Source organism: Pseudomonas spelaei, from assembly GCF_009724245.1.
Lineage (GTDB): Bacteria > Pseudomonadota > Gammaproteobacteria > Pseudomonadales > Pseudomonadaceae > Aquipseudomonas > Aquipseudomonas spelaei.
Genome location: NZ_WNNK01000018.1, coordinates 35,539 through 53,036 on the forward strand (window position 1 = coordinate 35,539; position 17,498 = coordinate 53,036).

Annotated in this window: 13 protein-coding genes; 4 read left to right on the top strand and 9 right to left on the bottom strand. The window is 61.0% G+C overall.

Features of this window, described 5'->3' with window-relative positions:
- Nucleotides 1-14: 14 nt before the first annotated feature.
- Entirely contained in the window at nt 15-287 is a 273-nt protein-coding gene (locus GNF76_RS20025) for a DUF3613 domain-containing protein (protein ID WP_155584857.1), read from the top strand.
- Between the two features lie 55 nt (nt 288-342).
- Here GNF76_RS20025 and GNF76_RS20030 read toward each other — a convergent pair whose 3' ends face one another.
- Entirely contained in the window at nt 343-1,125 is a 783-nt protein-coding gene (locus tag GNF76_RS20030; RefSeq protein WP_169357714.1) for a response regulator transcription factor, read from the bottom strand.
- A 125-nt stretch (nt 1,126-1,250) separates the two neighbouring features.
- On the bottom strand, nt 1,251-1,724 hold the full coding sequence (locus GNF76_RS20035) for a prepilin peptidase (RefSeq protein ID WP_178123437.1): 474 nt from the start codon (nt 1,722-1,724) through the stop codon (nt 1,251-1,253).
- A 72-nt stretch (nt 1,725-1,796) separates the two neighbouring features.
- Here GNF76_RS20035 and GNF76_RS20040 point away from each other — a divergent pair, with 72 nt between their 5' ends.
- Both GNF76_RS20040 and GNF76_RS20045 read left to right on the top strand, forming a co-directional pair.
- On the top strand, nt 1,797-2,234 hold the full coding sequence (locus GNF76_RS20040; protein ID WP_155584858.1) for a TadE/TadG family type IV pilus assembly protein: 438 nt from the start codon (nt 1,797-1,799) through the stop codon (nt 2,232-2,234).
- Nucleotides 2,231-4,975, top strand: coding sequence for a PAS domain-containing sensor histidine kinase (locus tag GNF76_RS20045; RefSeq protein ID WP_155584859.1), 2,745 nt, complete (start codon nt 2,231-2,233; stop codon nt 4,973-4,975). The genes GNF76_RS20040 and GNF76_RS20045 overlap by 4 nt, the downstream gene beginning before the upstream one ends.
- Here the strand turns inward: GNF76_RS20045 and GNF76_RS20050 are convergent.
- The 6 genes from GNF76_RS20050 to pbpC form a co-directional block, all read right to left on the bottom strand.
- Nucleotides 4,972-6,978 carry a pilus assembly protein TadG-related protein gene (locus GNF76_RS20050; protein ID WP_155584860.1) on the bottom strand — a complete coding sequence of 669 codons (2,007 nt, stop codon included), beginning with the start codon at nt 6,976-6,978 and terminating at the stop codon, nt 4,972-4,974. The two genes, GNF76_RS20045 and GNF76_RS20050, sit on opposite strands and share 4 nt — an antisense overlap.
- Nucleotides 6,979-7,227: 249 nt before the next feature.
- On the bottom strand, nt 7,228-7,785 hold the full coding sequence (locus GNF76_RS20055; RefSeq protein ID WP_155584861.1) for a DUF4136 domain-containing protein: 558 nt from the start codon (nt 7,783-7,785) through the stop codon (nt 7,228-7,230).
- A gap of 45 nt (nt 7,786-7,830) precedes the next feature.
- Nucleotides 7,831-8,436: a DUF4136 domain-containing protein gene (locus GNF76_RS20060; RefSeq protein WP_155584862.1), complete on the bottom strand. Its 606-nt coding sequence runs from the start codon at nt 8,434-8,436 to the stop codon at nt 7,831-7,833.
- Between the two features lie 24 nt (nt 8,437-8,460).
- The gene (locus GNF76_RS20065) at nt 8,461-9,210 is read right to left on the bottom strand and encodes a methyltransferase (RefSeq protein WP_155584863.1); all 750 of its coding nucleotides are present in this window, start codon (nt 9,208-9,210) and stop codon (nt 8,461-8,463) included.
- Nucleotides 9,203-9,511 carry a MazG-like family protein gene (locus GNF76_RS20070; RefSeq protein ID WP_155584864.1) on the bottom strand — a complete coding sequence of 103 codons (309 nt, stop codon included), beginning with the start codon at nt 9,509-9,511 and terminating at the stop codon, nt 9,203-9,205. The genes GNF76_RS20065 and GNF76_RS20070 overlap by 8 nt, the downstream gene beginning before the upstream one ends.
- 288 nt (nt 9,512-9,799) lie before the next feature.
- Nucleotides 9,800-12,130, bottom strand: a complete 2,331-nt coding sequence (gene pbpC / locus GNF76_RS20075) for a peptidoglycan glycosyltransferase PbpC (RefSeq protein WP_178123439.1) — start codon at nt 12,128-12,130, stop codon at nt 9,800-9,802.
- 98 nt (nt 12,131-12,228) lie between these two features.
- On the opposite strand from pbpC, the gene GNF76_RS20080 reads away from it, so the two are divergent.
- Nucleotides 12,229-12,519: a hypothetical protein gene (locus tag GNF76_RS20080; RefSeq protein WP_155584865.1), complete on the top strand. Its 291-nt coding sequence runs from the start codon at nt 12,229-12,231 to the stop codon at nt 12,517-12,519.
- Nucleotides 12,520-12,589: 70 nt separating this feature from the next.
- Here GNF76_RS20080 and GNF76_RS20085 read toward each other — a convergent pair whose 3' ends face one another.
- On the bottom strand, nt 12,590-17,491 hold the full coding sequence (locus GNF76_RS20085; protein ID WP_155584866.1) for an alpha-2-macroglobulin family protein: 4,902 nt from the start codon (nt 17,489-17,491) through the stop codon (nt 12,590-12,592).
- Nucleotides 17,492-17,498 lie beyond the last annotated feature (7 nt).

Below are 17,498 nucleotides of genomic sequence, written 5' to 3' on the forward strand. Positions count from 1 at the left end.
TCAAGGAGTTCACGATGAAAGTTCACTACCTGGCCAGTCTCGCATTGCTGGCATTGCCCCTGACCGTGCTGGCCATCGAGCCAGGCCCCTCTTCCCGCCAGCAGCAGGAAACCGAAAACTGGTTGACGCTGCAGGTCAGTGGGCAAGTCGCATCACCGGTCCCGCAGAAAACCACCCCCGCCGAACGCGAACAGGCCATGCAACGTTGGCTTGACAGCAACAAGCATCCGATCCCGGAATACTTTGATCAAAAAGCCGGGGGGAGCGCGTCAGGGGGGAGCAATTGAGCATTGATGATCGGTTCCCACGCAGGGCACGGGAACGATCACAAGGCGACAGGTATCAGTGCGCGGTCACCCGCTGACGCATGGCCGAGTTGTTAGGCGATAGCGCCAGCGCCAACTGGGTGCGGTTATGCATGTGGGTCAGGCGCAACACCTGGGACACATAGAGCTTGACCGTGTTTTCAGTGATCCCCAATTCACAGGCAATCTGATAGTTGGTCTGACCCTTGCCAACCAGCCGGGCAACGTCCAATTGCCGAGGCGATAACTGATTGAAGATCGCTGGCATTTCCACCCCTTCGGCAGCCGCCTCACCCTCGACTTCCGAGGACGCCGGTGCCGGGCTGCGACGGACCTTGTCCAAGTCCTGGTAAAGATCGTTGATGGAGTCAGAAAGGTATTGCAGCTTCTGGTTCAAATTCCCCAGATGCACGCTTTTTTGCCGATCCGCCAACGCTGCTTCCTGGCGCTGCAAGCCTTCGAGCAACTCTTCGAGGTTAATGGGTTTCTGATAGTAGTCAGCGATGCCGGCACGCAGGGCCTTGATTACATCCTGCTTGTCGGCACGGCCGGTCAGCATGATGGCCTCAAACGCTCGAGCCTTGCCTGCCACCCGTTGCAGCGCCTGGACCAGCTCGATGCCATCCATCTCCGGCATATGCAGGTCACACAGCACCAGACCGATCTCGGCGTCTTCGCTGAAACGCTTCAAGGCCTGCTGGCTGGACTCACAAGGGACGCAACGATAACCGCTGCTTTCGAGAAATTCGCAAAGCTCTTCCACGATCAATGGTTGATCGTCGACCACGAGCACTTTTACCGAAGATGTAAGCTTGTTCACGCGTTACTCCATGCCTGGCAAGCCAAAGATTGACCTATCCTTTCCGACGACGTTTCCCACACAGCTACATGAATAAACGTAGCCTACTTTCCGACTATGTACATAGCGATAGGTGGGTATGCCGATTAATGGATCCAAAACCAGGCAAAGCCAAAACCCATCAAGAGAAAGGGTGCAAAAGGCAATTTAGTTGACGCGCCAGGGGCCAGGTACTGCAGTCGCTCTCTAAGCCCTTGAGCCATAAGTGGCCATAGCCTGGGCGCGACTATCAACCACGCAACACTGGCCACCGCCGACCCGATCAGCGACCACAGCACGTACGGTAAATCCGTTGCCAGGCCCAGGGCCGCCAAAAGTTTCACATCGCCCGCCCCCAGGCGCCCCAGTGCGTACCCCGGCAAGGTCAACAGCAACGCCAAGGCAAACGCCACCAGGCCTTGAGCCGCAGAGGCGCCCAGCCAGGTGGTTCCGCTCCAGAACAGATAGATCAGCGCCAACAACGCCACACCCAGTGTCAGCCGATTGGCGATCTGACGCTGGCGTGCGTCCTGCACTGCACAGAGCAATAACCAAAGGAAAATAACGATGCCTTGGATCACGTAAAAAACATCCCTTTTGGCTGATTGATTCTATGCTGATATCAAGTGGTAGCAGTCAGGGTAGACGTGGTGATGAAAACAAGCCTCCCTAGCAAGCAAAAAGGCGTCGCGGCGATTGAATTCGCCGTGGTCTTCGTGATTTTTTTCGCCGTGTTTTACGGGATGGTCAGCTATAGCTTGCCGTTGCTGTTGTTGCAGTCATTTAACCAGGCTGCGGCACAAGGCGTGCGCATCGGTGTGGGAGTAGATCCCTCTGCACAAAACTACGCGACCTTGGTACAGAACACGGCTGTGGCCGCCGCGCAGGCCAATCTGGGCTGGATTCCTCCGGCCTTCAAGTTCGACCCCAACTATGTCACCTCGACCTACAACGGCAGCGTGCTGACGGTGCAGGTCAGTTATCCGTCGGTCAATCTCAAAGGCGTACTGCCGTTCATGGTCTTGCCGGGCATCGGCACCGTGCCGCAACTTCCGGTCAATCTCTCAGCCAAATCGAGCCTGCAATTTTGACCTCAGGTGACAAGCTCTTCGGGCGCCTGCTCGGGCGCAGCAGCGTCGCACCCCCGGACATCATCTATCCCGCCCAACCCGCCACCGGGTTGCAACTGCAGTTGGACAATCAAGGCCGTGTCCTGCACATCGGCGGCACATTGCGCCAACAGTTGGCCCAACACCTCACCCGTGACCCCACGCCATTGCTGCGCGATCTGTTGTGCACCCACAGTGCGCTGGTGGTTGAAGGTATCCCCACGGACTGGCAGCGTCACAGCCTGGACCTGGACTTCCATGGCGCCGCCGGACAAATCCTGCATACCCGAGGCGCAATCGAGCCCCACAACGACGGCTGGCTGCTGTGGGCATTGGACATCGGCGACTTGCTCAGCGGCCGCCAAACATCGCAAGACCGTGAACAAAACCATCAACTCATCAGCCAGATGAGCGAGCAACTGCGAGTTTGCAGCCTCACCCGCCTGCCGGAGGTATTCAACGAACACCTGCGCAGCCTCGCCCAGCGTTGGCATATTCCCTGTGTCGCCCTCGCCCTGCTGGATCAACAAGATCAAGGCTGGCTGATTTACAGCCAGTACACCGCCCATGACGCCCCCACGCTGTGGCAAACCGGGCAACGCTTGGGCACCAGCCTGGACAGCGTTAATGGCAATACCTCGTTGAGCCTGAACGTGGGCCAGGGGCGCAGCGAGCACCCACGCTTGCACAGTGTGTTTGGCAATGCCGACGGATTCCTGGTGCCATATCGGGACGGCCAAGGCGTCGCCGCGTGGCTGCTGTGCGGGTTCTACACCGGTCAGCAACAGACCAGCGAACGCGACTGGCTGAACCTGACTGCGGCCTTGGCCGCACCCTTGCTCGGGCGCCTGCGCGAGCAGCGTCACCACCAGCAACTGGAGCGGCTGGAAGCCCTGCAAGGCCTGCTGGGAACGGGCTGGTGGGAGTTGCGGCCCACCCGCGCAGACATCCAGCTAGCCCCCCAACTCATGCGCAGCCTGAGCCTGGAAGACGGCCCGACCCGCCTGTCCCTGGCCACCTGGCTGAACCTGATCCACCCCGCCGACCGCCAGGAACTCAACAGCCGCCTGCAGGACCTGCAAGCCTTGGGCAAACCGTTACTGACCAGCGTGCGCTTGCAACGTACCGATGCCGCCGGGCTGCCGATCTGGTACCGCGTCCAGGGCCAGGTCCTGGGTGTTGGTGAAAACCGGCGCTGGATCGGCTTCATGCTCGATATCAGCGACATCAAGAACCAACAACTGCAAGCCGCCGCCGCCCATGCCCGACTGGACAACCTGATTGCCAGCTCACCCGCGGTGATCTACGTGCAGCGCTATGTGAACGGTGCCCTGCTCCCCGCTTTTTACAGCGACAGCCTGCTGCCCCTGCTCGGCTGGACCCTGGCCGAGGCAACCCATGACAGCCTGGTGGACTGGGTTCACCCCGAAGACCGCGACCTGTACTTCGAGCGCACCCGCCAACTGCTGCGCGAAGGCAGCGTGCGCAGTCGCTATCGGGTGCGGGATAAACAGGGCGATTACCACTGGCTGCTGGACGAATCCAAGCTGCTGCGCGACGACCTCGGCCTGCCGGTGGAAGCGGTAGGCCTCTGGCTGGATGTCACCGAATCGACCCAGGCGGCGCAACAGGTCAAAGACAGCGAGGAACGCTACCGAATCCTGGTGGAAGACTCTCCGGCGATGATCTGTCGCTACCGTCCGGACCTGACCCTGACCTTCGGCAACACACCGCTGGCCAACTACATGGAGTGCCAGCCCGAACAATTACCGGGGATGAACCTCAGCCACTGGCTGTCGGAGGACCAGCGCCAACTGTTTGTACAACGCATCCACCAACTGACCCCGGAATTCCCGGTCAGCACCGCCGAGATCAGCCTGCAATTGCCTGGGCGCGAACATGCCTGGTGGGTCTGGTCCGACCGTGGCGTATTCGATGAGCACGGCCAGTTGCAGGAAATCCAGGCCGTGGGCCGCGATAACACCGAAGTGCGTCGCTCCCAGCAACAACTCACCCAAAGCGCAAAAATGGCCACCCTTGGCGAAATGGCCACCGGCCTTGCCCACGAGATCAACCAGCCACTGAACGTGATGCGCATGGCGGTCGTCAATGTGCTCAAGCGCCTGGGCAACGGCGATGTACAGGTCGACTACCTCACGGAAAAACTCCAGCGCATCGATGCCCAGGTCCAGCGGGCGGCGCGGATCGTGGACCATATGCGGGTGTTCGGGCGACGCTCGGAAGTCGAGCAGCAACCCTTCGACCCGGCCCAGGCCGTGGAAGGCACCCTGGCGCTACTCACCGAAGGCATGCGGGGCAAAGGTGTCGAGCTGCGCATTACCGCGCAAGACCATGCGGTGCAGGTGAACGGCTATGTCGACCAATTGGAGCAGGTACTGATCAACCTGATCGTCAACGCCCGCGACGCCCTGCTGAGCAAGCGCGAAAACGACCGGGCCTTCCAGCCCTGGATCTCGGTGCACACCGAACATGACAACCACCATGTACGGATCTGGGTGGAAGACAACGGCGGCGGGATTGATCCGCGCTTGCTGGAGCGGATTTTCGAACCGTTTTTCACCACCAAGCCGATTGGCGTAGGGACAGGGTTGGGGTTGTCGGTGAGCTACGGGATTGTGGAAAACATGGGTGGACGGTTGAGCGTTGCCAATGGGGAGCATGGGGCGAAATTTTGTATCGAGTTGCCGGCGGTAGAGGGTTAGATCACCAGGTAGGCACGGCCTGCGTGGCAGCTCAGGTTGGCACCCACATCGACCTCATTGATGCTGATCCCCAGCCCCCGCAATATGGTATCGAGCACCGTATCGAGCAACGGTCCCAGTACGCTTTTTATCGTGGTGACCAGCAACGAACTGACACTGTTCAGAATCGTCCCGAGGCCACCGATAAGGTTACCCAACAAGTTCGAATTCCCCGGTATGGGCCCATACATCTGAATATTGACTCCCGTCACCGTATCCGAAAGGTTGGTGATCGGATTTTGCGCGGTATACGGAAAATAAAATGGCGGCTGCCCCACTTCCGGCAAATTCGGTGTGGCGTACGTATGCGTTACCGACGCGCTGGCATTCGCCCCGACCTTGGTATCAATCGATAAGGCAATGCCGCCGCCCACCGAGGGCACACGAGGATTGCAGTCATTGAGGATCAGCAATCTGCGACAGGTTATGGTCCCGATATCCACCAATTTAATGGGCTTAAGCACAATCTGCGGCGGTGTCTGGCTGTTGCCGAATACGCTGGAAGGATCGATATTGCCGATTTTCAAAGTGGCCAGCGCCGTTGTGGTATTGGTCGTCAGGGTTTTAGCGGCCGGGTTGACACAGCTGTAACCGGTAACCCAACTGCTGCCACTGGCGGCATCTAATGCCACGTCGATCTTGAGGGGCGGCGGCAGTATCAGCAGGTCAGGCATGGTGCAGGAGGCGCCCAGCAAGCAGGTCAAGCCGTCAATCACCCCTACCAGGTTCAATTGCAGCAGTGAGCTCAGTGTGCTGGTTAATGGCCCGGCCAGCCCTAGCACGGCGTTTTGCAACGGTGCCAGTGAATCCAACACCGGCAGGCCGATCGATAACAGGACGCGCATCTGAGCAGTCCGTACGTAAATCCGGTTTGGCCCGCTCATCGGGTCTTGCCCTGCCGCCACTGCGACCATGGGATTGCCGATCGCTGACATTTGCGGCGGTTGCAGCACCTGCACACTGGCTGTGATCTGCGCGAGGCCCGGCAAGTTGATCGGGAAGCTCGCCACAAGGCCGTTGGTCTTGTTGGCCAGTTGTACGAAACCTTCGATCAGGTCGAAAACTCTCATATTGACTACCAACGCCGAGGCATCCGTGCCGGTGGCAACCTGTAGCACATTGCCCAGGATCACCTTGGTGGCGCCTGCCGCCACACTCAGTGCCTGCAAGCTGGCAATGGTTACCGTTGCGCCCAACGTGTGAGTGGGGTCCAGGACATTGATGGCTGACTGAATCAACTGGCTGACGCTGATGGTGTTGCCCAGCACCTGCGAGTAGCCGACCGCCGTCAGCCCCAAGTCTATTTTCAACTGGTCCAGGTAACTCAACAGCGAAATATTGGAGTTGACCATGCCATTCCAGCCCGCCGCCGAAATGTTCAGGCTGCCCCCCAGCAAACCGCTGAACAGGCTATTGAGAATGATCGATTTGTTGGAGTCCACGATAAACGCTGTACTGCGAATGGTCAGCGAGGCCGCCGGTGGTGGTAATGCGGCAACTGCCGTTGCCTGCAACGTCATCTGCGCAGCCAGAGGAACACCACTGAACAGGTTGCGCACCCCATTGGCGATGCTGGTGGTCACGGCCTTGGTGGCAACGACACGGATCGCATCGTTCTTGTTGGCATCCGGACTGAAGACTCGCAAGCTGCTGGCGTTGGTCACCAGCGTGCCGCAGGTGACTGTCATAGCGCGACTGCTGTCGTTGACCACAACGGGAAAGCCGTTACGCGTGGCGTTTTGCAGGGCATAGTCAGACGCCGTGGTATTCGCTGCGCATTGTCCACCGCGACCAGCGGCCTCCAGCGCAGAGGTGTCGGCAATGGACTGCAACTTGCGCTTTTCCAGGTACAAGCGCCCGCTGTCCACCACCAGCAACATACACACCAACGCCAACGCCAAAGTGCCCACGGCCATCAAGCCAATGACACCGCGTTGCCTGGGATATCCAAGTCTGGGAGACATCGAGCACTCCTTAGTCGGCACTCGGCCGAGCGCTTACTCTCCTGTATTGAAAGTCAGTGTAGACAAGGGCTGGAGGGTACGACTGGCCAGTCGCCACGAAGGCGACTGGCGGAGGGACTTTCTGTAGCCGCTGCCGAGGCACGAGGCTGCGATGGGCAGCGAAGCGGCCCCCGAGGGCGGTCCTGCGGACACGCATCGCAGCCTCGTACCTCGGCAGCGGCTACAGAGGTTCAGCGTTGGGTTCAGGAGTCAATGCGGCGGGTAGTTGGAAAGCACCTTGGTCACCGTCGCCCGAATGGCAGCGCTGCGATCCTGAGGGTTGGGGCTGCTGCTGAGCATCTGCTCATCACTGCCGCGCCACACCAGCTTGCCGTCCTTGCCGTCCAGCAAATCGATCTGGAGGGTGGCGACCTTGTAAGTGACGAGACGGGTTTCGTTGTACATCGGTGCGCCCCAGTAGCCGTTCCACGGGCCGCCCCAGGCGCCGCCGTAGTTGGTGGTGACTTGTTGCTGGCGGTCTTCGACGATCAGGTAGGTCTGCACATTCAGGTCAGCCTTGGTGCCAGGTGCGGCAGGTCGCAAGCCGCGCTGGTCCAGTTGCTCGCTGACCGCCTGGCGGATGCGCTGCTCGGTGAGGTCGCTCCTGATGCGTGGATCATCGGGACGGTACTGCAAGGCCGGCTCTTTCCAGCTCCAACTGCGGTAGGCGGCAAAATCCCGGCTGGCGTCAAAATCGTGATTGACCTGGCCGGTCTGGCACCCCCCCAGCAGCACGACAAAAGCAAGCAACGCGATGCGACGAAACATGGTTCTTCTCCAAGAGACGACCTGAGCTTGAAATGAGAATAGCTGCTAACTGGGAGGATAGGCAGTCATTGCTTTCTGCACCGCCTGGCGCAAGGCATCACCACGCTCACTGAGGCTGCCCTGGCTACCGGTTTCAGCGCTTGCGCTCCACACCGGCTGGCCGCTACGGGCGTCGAACAGGTTGACCCGCACCACCACAACCTGCACTTCATAGGTACGCACCACCGGCACCGTGTTGTACATGCCGTAACCGTTGCCATAGCGGTTATAGCCACCATAGCCATAGCCGTAGTCGTCCTGAACCTGGCGCAAGCGCTTCTCGAGGCGCACATCGGCACTGACCAGCAGGTCCGGCGCGCGGTTGTCATGCAGTGGGCGCAAGCCGCGTTGGTCCAGGGCACCGCTGACCGCCTCCGCCACTTGCGCCGAATCGGCCCAGGCCGTGCCCGCAGGCAGTTGGCCGTTGCGCCAGGCCCAGTTGCGGTAAGCGCCGTAGTCACGCACTGGCGCTGGGTAGGCGCTGCTATCAAAGGTGTTGGCCGCCTGCGCCGGGGCTGGCGGTAGCGGGTTGGAAGCCGCCACATAAGGGTTGTTGCTGGAGCAGGCACCCAACCCCAGGGACAGCAGGATCAATCCAAGACAACGCTTCATTTCGATCTCCGCAAACTGGACCGCTTAAACCGGACGGCAAATCCAGTGCAAATAGCGCCCAAGTCCGGCAAAGCTTGGGTGACGACGGTGAGCGAGCTCCATCTCCAACAAGTCCAACAGCTCGGCGCGGGCCTGGAACTCCACGGGCATATAGTCGTGGAACACCCGCACGCCACTCTGGGTTTCGACCTGCCACAGGCCTTCGAGTTGCGCCGCCAGCTCCCGGGGATCAAGGGGCTGCTGCGGGGTCAGGCTTTGCTTTTCGCCCGCCATGTCATTCTTGCGCATCTTGCGGAAGTGGCCTTTGAGCAGGTTGCGGTAAATCAGCGCATCGCGGTTGTAAAAAGCCAGGGACAACCAGCCACCGGGCACCGTCAACTGATGCAGCACCGGCAAGATCGCATGAGGCTCGGCCAGCCATTCAAGCACCGCATGGCACAGCACGAGGTCGTAGGGCTCGGTAAGCTGGCCCAGCAGGTCCTGCCAGGGTGCCTGGATAAAGGTCGCCGTCTGTCCTGCTTCAGCGAAGCGTTGGCGGGCACCCTCAAGCATCGGTTCAGCGGGCTCGGCCAAGGTCACTTGGTGACCACGTTCGGCCAGCCACAGCGACATATGACCCAGGCCGGCGCCGATATCCAATACCCGTAGCGGGCGATCAGGCAGCGCCTCGGCAAGATCCGCCTGTAGCACCGCCAGACGAATCGCGCCCTTGGCCCCGCCGTAGATTTTCTCGGCGAACCGGGTAGCCAACTGGTCGAAATGACGGTCACTCATGGGCAAACCGCCGTTCGCTGTCAGCCAGCTTGGCGCGTACGACTTGATCCATATCCAGCCCCAGTTCGCTGCACAGCAGCAGGAGATACAGCACGATGTCACCCACTTCCTGACCGGCATGGGCAAGCTTGTCCGCCGGCAACTGGCGCGACTGGTCTTCACTCAGCCACTGGAAAATCTCTACCAGTTCGGCCATTTCCACACTGGCGGCCATGACCAGGTTTTTCGGGCTGTGGAATTGCTTCCAGTCGTTGTTATCGCGGATGCGATGCAGGCGTTCGGTGAGGTGTTCGAGGTTCATGGGGGGCTCCTGAAGGTGTATAGCTTCAGGCGGATGAACCACGAAGGCAAGCGGTTGGTGAGCGCTCCGGTGGCAAGCGGGCTTGCCATAATGCCGTTCAGTCAAGGAATGGATATCCAGCAACCGAAGCAGATTCAGTGTGGGAGCTGGCTTGCCTGCGATGCAAACACCTCGATACTTCAGGTATACCGAGTTGATCCAATCGCAGGCAAGCCAGCTCCCACATTTGTTCTTCTCTGCCTTGAGCATTGCGTTCGCTTAACTGACCCACAACTGCCCACACCTCTGTTAGTCGACAACGCTGAACTCCACCCGCGCCGTCTGCCCCGCTTCGTCCAGCACACTCAGTTGATAGCGGCCCAACTGTTCGAAGCTGGCATTGATGCTGTCTTGATTGGCGCTATCCCCCAGCGGCGCACCATTGAGGAACCACCAGCGCCGCCCGCTGCCGCCCAAAGCAGAAATTTTCAGCCGCAACTGCTGCTGGCTACCGGCCGGAAGCCGCAATTGGTCGGCCTCACGCACGCCCACGATGGACAGTGGTGAAGACGCCGCCAGTGCCGGTGGCGGGCAATCGGGATCGGCCGCCGGAATTCGCGCTTCCCGACGTTCGACCCTGGGCAACCAAGGCTCAAGTGGTGCCGGCCACAGCGCAATATCCCGCGACACGGCACCCGGACAGTTGGCATCCACTCGCAGGCCCTTGGCATTGACCCAGACTTTCTCCACCAACCCGACACTCAAGGGTTGGTCCAACGCCTGCAAGGTCGGCGGCGTGGTGTGATCCAGGGTCCAGGCGAAGCGCTGACGCCGGCAGTTGGGATCGCTGCGGCTCATGGGCTGGCCCAGGGGCCAGCAGATGGCCGCGACGCCGACGTTCATCGGCACCGGTTTAACCGGTGCGCTGATACCGCGCTGGCTGTCACGGTTGGTCAGCACGTCGTGCACCTGGAGCATCAATGGCGCGGCCGAAGCCAGGCCGAATTGACCGGGCACCGGCGTGCCATCGGGGCGGCCGATCCACACACCAATCAAGTACCGCGGCCCGACACCAATGGCCCAGGCGTCACGAAAGCCGTAGCTGGTGCCGGTTTTCCAGGCCAGCACCGGGCGCTGCACCAACTCGGCCCGAGGATCACGGTCCGGCCGCGCCTGGCCACTGAGGATCCGCCGCACAATCCACGCCGAACCTGGGGACAACATGGGTCGCTCGCGCAGCACATCATCCGGTTGCAAACGAATCGTGGCGCTTTTGCCATCCCGGGCAAAGGCGCTGTAGCCACTGACCAGATCTTCCAGGCGGCTGCCGGCACCACCGAGGATCAGCGCCAGGTTCGGCTCGGCCAACGCAGGCAACGTCAGGGGCACACCACCGATGCGCATTTCGGCGGCAAAGCGTTTCGGGCCGTAAGCCTCCAGCAATTGCACCGCCGGCAGGTTCAAGGAACTGGACAATGCAGTACTGGCCGGCACCGCACCGCTGAAGCCCATGGAAAAGTTGCCCGGTCGGTAATCGCCATAGCGCCGTGGCACGTCTTGGAGCAGTGATTCGGAGTGAATCAGCCCCGCATCCAGGGCCATGCCATACAGGAAGGGTTTCAAGGTGGAGCCCGGCGAACGCATTGCACTGATCATGTCGACATGACCAAAGCGCCGGGCGTCGTTGATGTCCACCGAGCCCAGGTACGCACGCACCGCCATGCTTTCCTCTTCCACCACCAGAATCGCCGCCGAGGTGTGTTCCGGAAGACGCGCGCGCCAGCCCAGCAACAGGTCTTCGAGACGGCGTTGCAGGGTAGCGTCTACGGTAGTGCGAATCAGCGGTGGGCTGTCGGGGCGATTCAGGCGTCGGGCCAGCAAGGGTGCAAGGCTCGGCTCCAGGCGTGGCGCCAACAGCAAAGGCTCTTCCAGGGCTTCATCGACGGCGGCCTGGGGCCAGACGTGGAACTCGGCAAGCCGGCGCAACACCTTGTCCCGTGCTTCCTGGGCGCGCAACGGATGGCGATCCGGGCGCAAGCGGCTGGGTGCCTGAGGCAACACCGCGAGCATGGCGGCTTCGGCATGGGTCAAGTGCTGTGGTGACTTGCCCAGATAAGCCCAACTGGCTGCGGCCACACCCTGCAAGGTCCCGCCAAAGGGCGCACGGTTCAGGTACAGGTTGAGGATCTGATCCTTGGACAAATGCCATTCCAACTGGGCGGTACGCCACAGTTGCCGCAACTTGCCGTGGAACGTCCGTGAATGGGGATCAAGCAAGCGCGCCACTTGCATCGACAAGGTACTGCCACCCGATACAACACGCGCCCCGGTGAGGTTTTGCCAGGTAGCGCGCATCAGGGCCAGCGGGTTGACGCCGGGATGCTGGTAGAACCAACGGTCTTCATACGTCAGCAGTGCATCGAGGTAATACGGCGACACCTCGCGGGTTTCTACCGGGTAGCGCCACACGCCGTTGGCATCGGCGAAGCGCCACAGCGGCGTGCCGTCTTCGGCCAGCACCACTCGAGCCAGATCGTCCTTGGGCAAGGGCAATGGCCAGATGCGGTCGGCGAGCCACAGCAAAGCGACCACCAAAAGCACACTGGCGACGGTCCAGCGCGCAACTAATCGCAAATTCACGCCGGCAAACCTCTATGCTTCACGGAACTAGACCACGCAATTGACGACCAAGGACTCAGGTCCGGCAGACACGCCCACCTTTTCATCAGGACACACACATGCAAGCAGATTTTTTCGGATGGCTGGGTAACAAAATTGGCTTGATCATCCACTTTATCGTTGAATCGCTCAGCGGGCTGTTCAACATGCTGTCCAATGCCAGTAGCAACTTTATCGAAGGCCTCTCCAAATCCCTCGGCATGGACACCTCGATCATCAGCATCATCACCCTGATCGTCGGCCTGATGTTGCTGTACTCGGCCGTCCGCGCCTTCATGCGGGCTTCGATCATCATGGGGGTGATCTGGTTGATGCTCGGGTTGTGGCTGTTGAGTTGGGTGGTTCATTAAGACAACACATCCCCCTGTGGCGAGGGGGCTTGTCCCCTCGCCACAATAACGCGCCTCCACAGAGTCAGCCTCAGCGCCCCTTGATCACCATGTCCGCCGGGGTTTCCCCAACCGCCTGCCAGTTCGGCCGGTACATCGACTCCACTTGCGGTGGCGGCACACGGTAAGTCCCCGGCGTCACCGCTCGCGCCAGGTACAGCAGGTGCGTGGTGCCATAACCGTCCAGGTTCAGCGCCGCCACATAACGGTCATCGCGAAACTCCTGATGCTTGAGGGACGCGTTCTGCATCGACTCGCGCCACTCCTTGACCTGGCTGCTGGCGTTTTCCAGGCTGGCAGCACTTTGCGCCAGATTCTGGTTTTCCAGTTCCAATCCTGCTGGCAGCAAGTCCACCACCAACGCATCCGGCACCCGCTGTTTGTTGGCGCTGACGGTCAAGTGCACCAGCACCAGGTCGCCACTGTTGAGGTTGCGCAGGTTCAGCGGTTGGCCATTCATGCCCAGGTATTCGCGGCGAATACTCAGGTTCTCACCGCTCGCAGCCGGCGACTGCTGTGGATAACCGGAAATGCTCAGTTGCTGGTAGATCGGCTCGCTGCCCTGGTTACGCAAGGTCAATGGCGAAGTCAGTAACGCACCCTCCAGCTTCAAGCCCGACTGGGCATTGTTCAGCTCACGGGTTTCGCCGCCGCTGGTGAGTTGCGCGGTCCAGTTGGTTTCCGGTTTGGCCAACAGGGTGCGACCGGCGAGGAACAGTGAATTACGCTCCTGGGTCGACAACCACTGGCTGGCCGCCATCTGGTCCGACAGCTCGAACAATCGTTCCTCGCGCTTGCCCTTGGCCAGGTCGTTCTCCTCCAGCAATGCCAGAATCATCGCCTGATCACGCAATGGGCTGCCGTAGTCCGCCAGCCATTCATTGGCTTTGCGCGTTGCCGCCAAGCCCGCCACCAAGGCCTGATCGGCCCGAGGCTGATCGCCCATCTTCTGCAAGGCAATGGACAACTGCACCAGCGGCAAGCCGGAACGGGCATCGGTGCGCCGCTCGAACAAGCTGCGCAACGCACCCAACGGCGCCTGCTGACTGCGGGCCAGGACCATGCCGGCGTAGGCCTGCACAGCGAAGCGGGTGTGGTCGGCATTGTCGCTGTAGTCGACTTCGATCAGATTGCGCTCCTGCACATATCGCAGCAGGCGCTCGCTGGCTTTCTTCAGTGCTTCAGGCGGCACAGCGAAGCCCTGGTCACGAGCCCGCAGCAGGAAGTCGGTGACATAAGCCGTCAGCCAATACTCTTCCTCACCGTCGGCGCCCCACAAACCAAAGCTGCCGTTGTAACGCTGCATGCCCAGCAAACGCTCAATGCCCAACTCGATCTTGCGCTTGCGCTCGGCATCCGGCTCGCCCTTGAGACCCAGGCGTGTCAGCACTTGCGCGTCGGCGTACAGCGACGGGTACAGACCGCTGGCGGTTTGCTCCAGGCACCCGTAGGGGTAAGCCTTGAGCGCACGGATCTGTTCACCCAGGTTCAACGGCGGACGGCTCGACAGGCTCAACAACGCCTCACGCCCGGCCGGCTCGAACAGCGCCAATTCGGCGTCCGGCAAGCTCCAGGTTTCATCCTTGAGCACCGCGCGATATTGCTTGAGCAACGCCGGGTAGGCCGGGCGCACACCCAACGTCCATTCACGGGTGAACGGCGGCAGGCTCTCACCCGGCAAGTCCAGGCCGTTGACGGTGACCTTGATCTTGCCCTGGCCAAATCCGCCCAAGGCACGCACCGGAATCTGCAAGGTGGTGCGCTGGCCCTGGGTCAGTTGCACGCTTTGCGACGGTTCACCGAGCAACGTCAGTTGACCTTCGGCAGTCAGCTGCACATCCAGCTTCTGCGCCTTGCCCGACAGGTTGGACAGGTCCAGCGCCAAGCGAGTCTGGTCACCGCCGGCGAGGAAGCGCGGCGCCGACAACTCCGCAATCAGCGGCGCGGCAATCACCGTCTTGCCTTCGGCCATGCCATAGCGGTCGTCGGTCCAGGCTTGAGCCATCAGCCGCAGTTCGCCGTTGAAGTCAGGGATATTGACGCTGACTTCGCCCTCGCCTTTCTCGTTCAAAGTCACCGGCGCACTCTGCAAGGCGACGATGGTGACGCTGGTGTCCGGACGCTTGCCGCCCTTGGCCAACGCCGCATCACCCCCGAACGCCAGGCTGGCCAGGCGGCCCTGCCCGGCTTCGATCAACTGGCCGTAGATATCGAACTGGTCCACGCCGTAAGCCTTGCGCCCAAACAAACTGGAGTACGGGTCCGGCGTTGGGTATTCGGTGATATTGAGAATGCCCACGTCCACCGCCGCCAGCAGCACATGCACCTGTTTGGGCACACTGCCGTCCGCGTTTTTCGCGGCGATCTTCACCGTCAACGGCTGCTTGGGGCGCATTTTTTCCGGAGCGGTCAAGGTCAGGCCAAGCTTGCGCTGGGTGCGATCCAGCGGCAGATGCAACAAGCCCACCGCACGTTTTGGCGTGATATTGGCCTTGCGCTCACCCGGACGAATCACCAGGGCACTGACGTACAAATCATGGCGCGACCATTTCGGGTCGAGTTTCACAGCGAAGCTTTTGCCTTCAGCCGGTACCTCGATTTCCTGCCACCACAACGGCCCTTCACTGGACTCCACCAGCAAATAACCCTTGCCGGCAGCCGGCGGAGTGACCGTGACGTTGGCGGTATCGCCATCGGCATAGGCCGGTTTATCCAGCGCCAGCTTGACCTGATCCGGCCGCACCGCGCCGCCTTCGGTGTTGTCCTGGGCCTGGTAGCCGGCCCAGAAACGCACACTGCTGATCAAACCGGTCTGCGGGTCTTCGACCTCAACACGGTACGGGCCCCACTCCACCTGGAAGCTGACCTTGGCAGTGTCACCGGCCTTGATGTTGACGGTCTGCTCATCGAGGTTGAGGAATTTTTCGTTGTAGTGATAGCTCCAGCCATCGTTGTCGGAGTAGTTCCAGTAGTAGTCGCGGCGCTCGCGTACCAGGCGCACCTTAAGGTTCTCGGCGGCCAGTTTCTTGCCGTCCTGATTGGCCACCAGCACTTCAAACTCTGCCGGGCCGTCACCATTGGTTTCCTTGCCGTCGAACAATCCACGCAAACCCGGCAGTTGCTTGGCCGGCCACACCGGTTGCACCAGGCGCAGGGTAATCGGCCGACCGCCCGACTCTTGCAAGCTGGCCTGGACGATCAGTTGCAACGGCGACTTGGCATCAGCCCATTTGCTTTCCAGGGTCAGCAGCTCTTCACCCTTGGCATCGAGCACGCTTTCGTCCAGTTCGAAGTCCTGGCTCAGTTCCTCTTCGGTCACCGAACCGAACTGATAACCCGGCAGCGACTTCACCGCTTCGCGCAGTGGCCGCACATAGACTTGCCCACTGACCCGGTTGCCCGAGGCCGGCGCGCCATACAGGTAGCGACCATTGACGTGAATGGTCGCGTTATCGGCCGGCTTGAGCGGCGTCTCACTGCCCTTGAGTTCGAGGGCCAAACGTTCCGGCAAGAAGTCTTCGACGAGGAACTCATAGAGCTGCGGCTTGCCGTCACCCAGGTCGAACACCAATTGCCAGCGCCCGGTCGGCGCTTCACCCGCCAGTTGCAGTTGATATTGATAGAGGCCCGAGGCATCGGCATCCCAGACAAACTTGCGGCTGACCTGCTCATCCGGGCGACGCACTTCCACGCTTACCGGCTGTGGCTTGACGGCCTGGCCGTCCTTGTCCCGCAGCAGGGCGTTGAGCAGCACGGTTTCGCCGGGGCGATACAGATCACGAGGGCCGAACACGAAGAATTGCAGCGGGTGAGCCGGTTGGCCACCGATATCGAATTCCGCCAGGTCCAGCGCTGCACTGTCCAAGCGCAGCATGCTGGTCTGCTCACCTTGCTTGGCCAGCAGTACCTGGGCCTTTTTCGGCAGCGGCAACTCAGCGTGGCCACCCTTCTCGGTCTTGCCCTGGCCCAGCACGCGACCTTCGGCATCGAGGACTTCCAGGTCCACTCCGTCCAGGGCCTTGCCGCCTTCCAGCGCTTGAGTGAACACGTCCAGGCGGTTCGCATAGCGGTGCACCGACAGGCCGATATCACTCAGGGTGAACAGCGTGGCGGGTTGCGAATAGTTGTAGGTACCCGAGGCACGCATCACCGCCAGATACACACCCGGCTGCTGCAATTGCTTGAGGCCCGCGATCGGCAGCAGAAGCGTCTCGCGGGTATTGCGTGCCGGGTTCAAGTCGAAGCGGCCGCCGTAGACCAGATCAGCCATGGGCAGCAGCTCGCGGGATTCGTAGCTTTGCAGGCTGGTGTTGCGCCCCCACTGGGCGAGGAACGCCGGCAGGGATTCAGGCTTGATGCGGAAGAATTCGACGTCGATCTTGTCGACATTCAACGCAATCACCGGCAGCCCTTCGGCCAAGCGCGTCGGCAACAGGGTGCCACGGCTGGCGAAACCGACGGTGGCTTGCAGGTCACGGGTTTCCAGGCGGCTGATGTACTCGGCGGTCAGCAGGTTGTTATTCACCGCACGCAGCCCGGCGTCGACCGTCAGCACCAGCTTGCGCTGAGGCTCCAGGTGGCGCAGGCGCAGTTCCATCAGATTGTCCGAGAGCTCCCAGGCGCCGTCGACCTTGCCGGACTTGCTGTCCACCAAGTGCAGCTTGTCGGCGAACTTCTGCTCAGGATCCAGAGGGATGGAGAAACTCACCGACAAGGTGCTGGCTCCGTCCAGCTGGACTTCGGAGACATCCACCACACTTAACTCGCGGCCGGCGTAACGCTGCTTGAGCGCCGCCACGTCCACCGCTGGCTTGACCTGTTTCGGCACGGTTGCCGCCGCGGGAGGTGCGGGCGGGGCAGCCGGTTTATCGGATGAATCGCAGGCACTCAGCAGGGCCAGCGCGCAAGCCAGGAACAGTCCTTTGTTAAGCATGGGACAC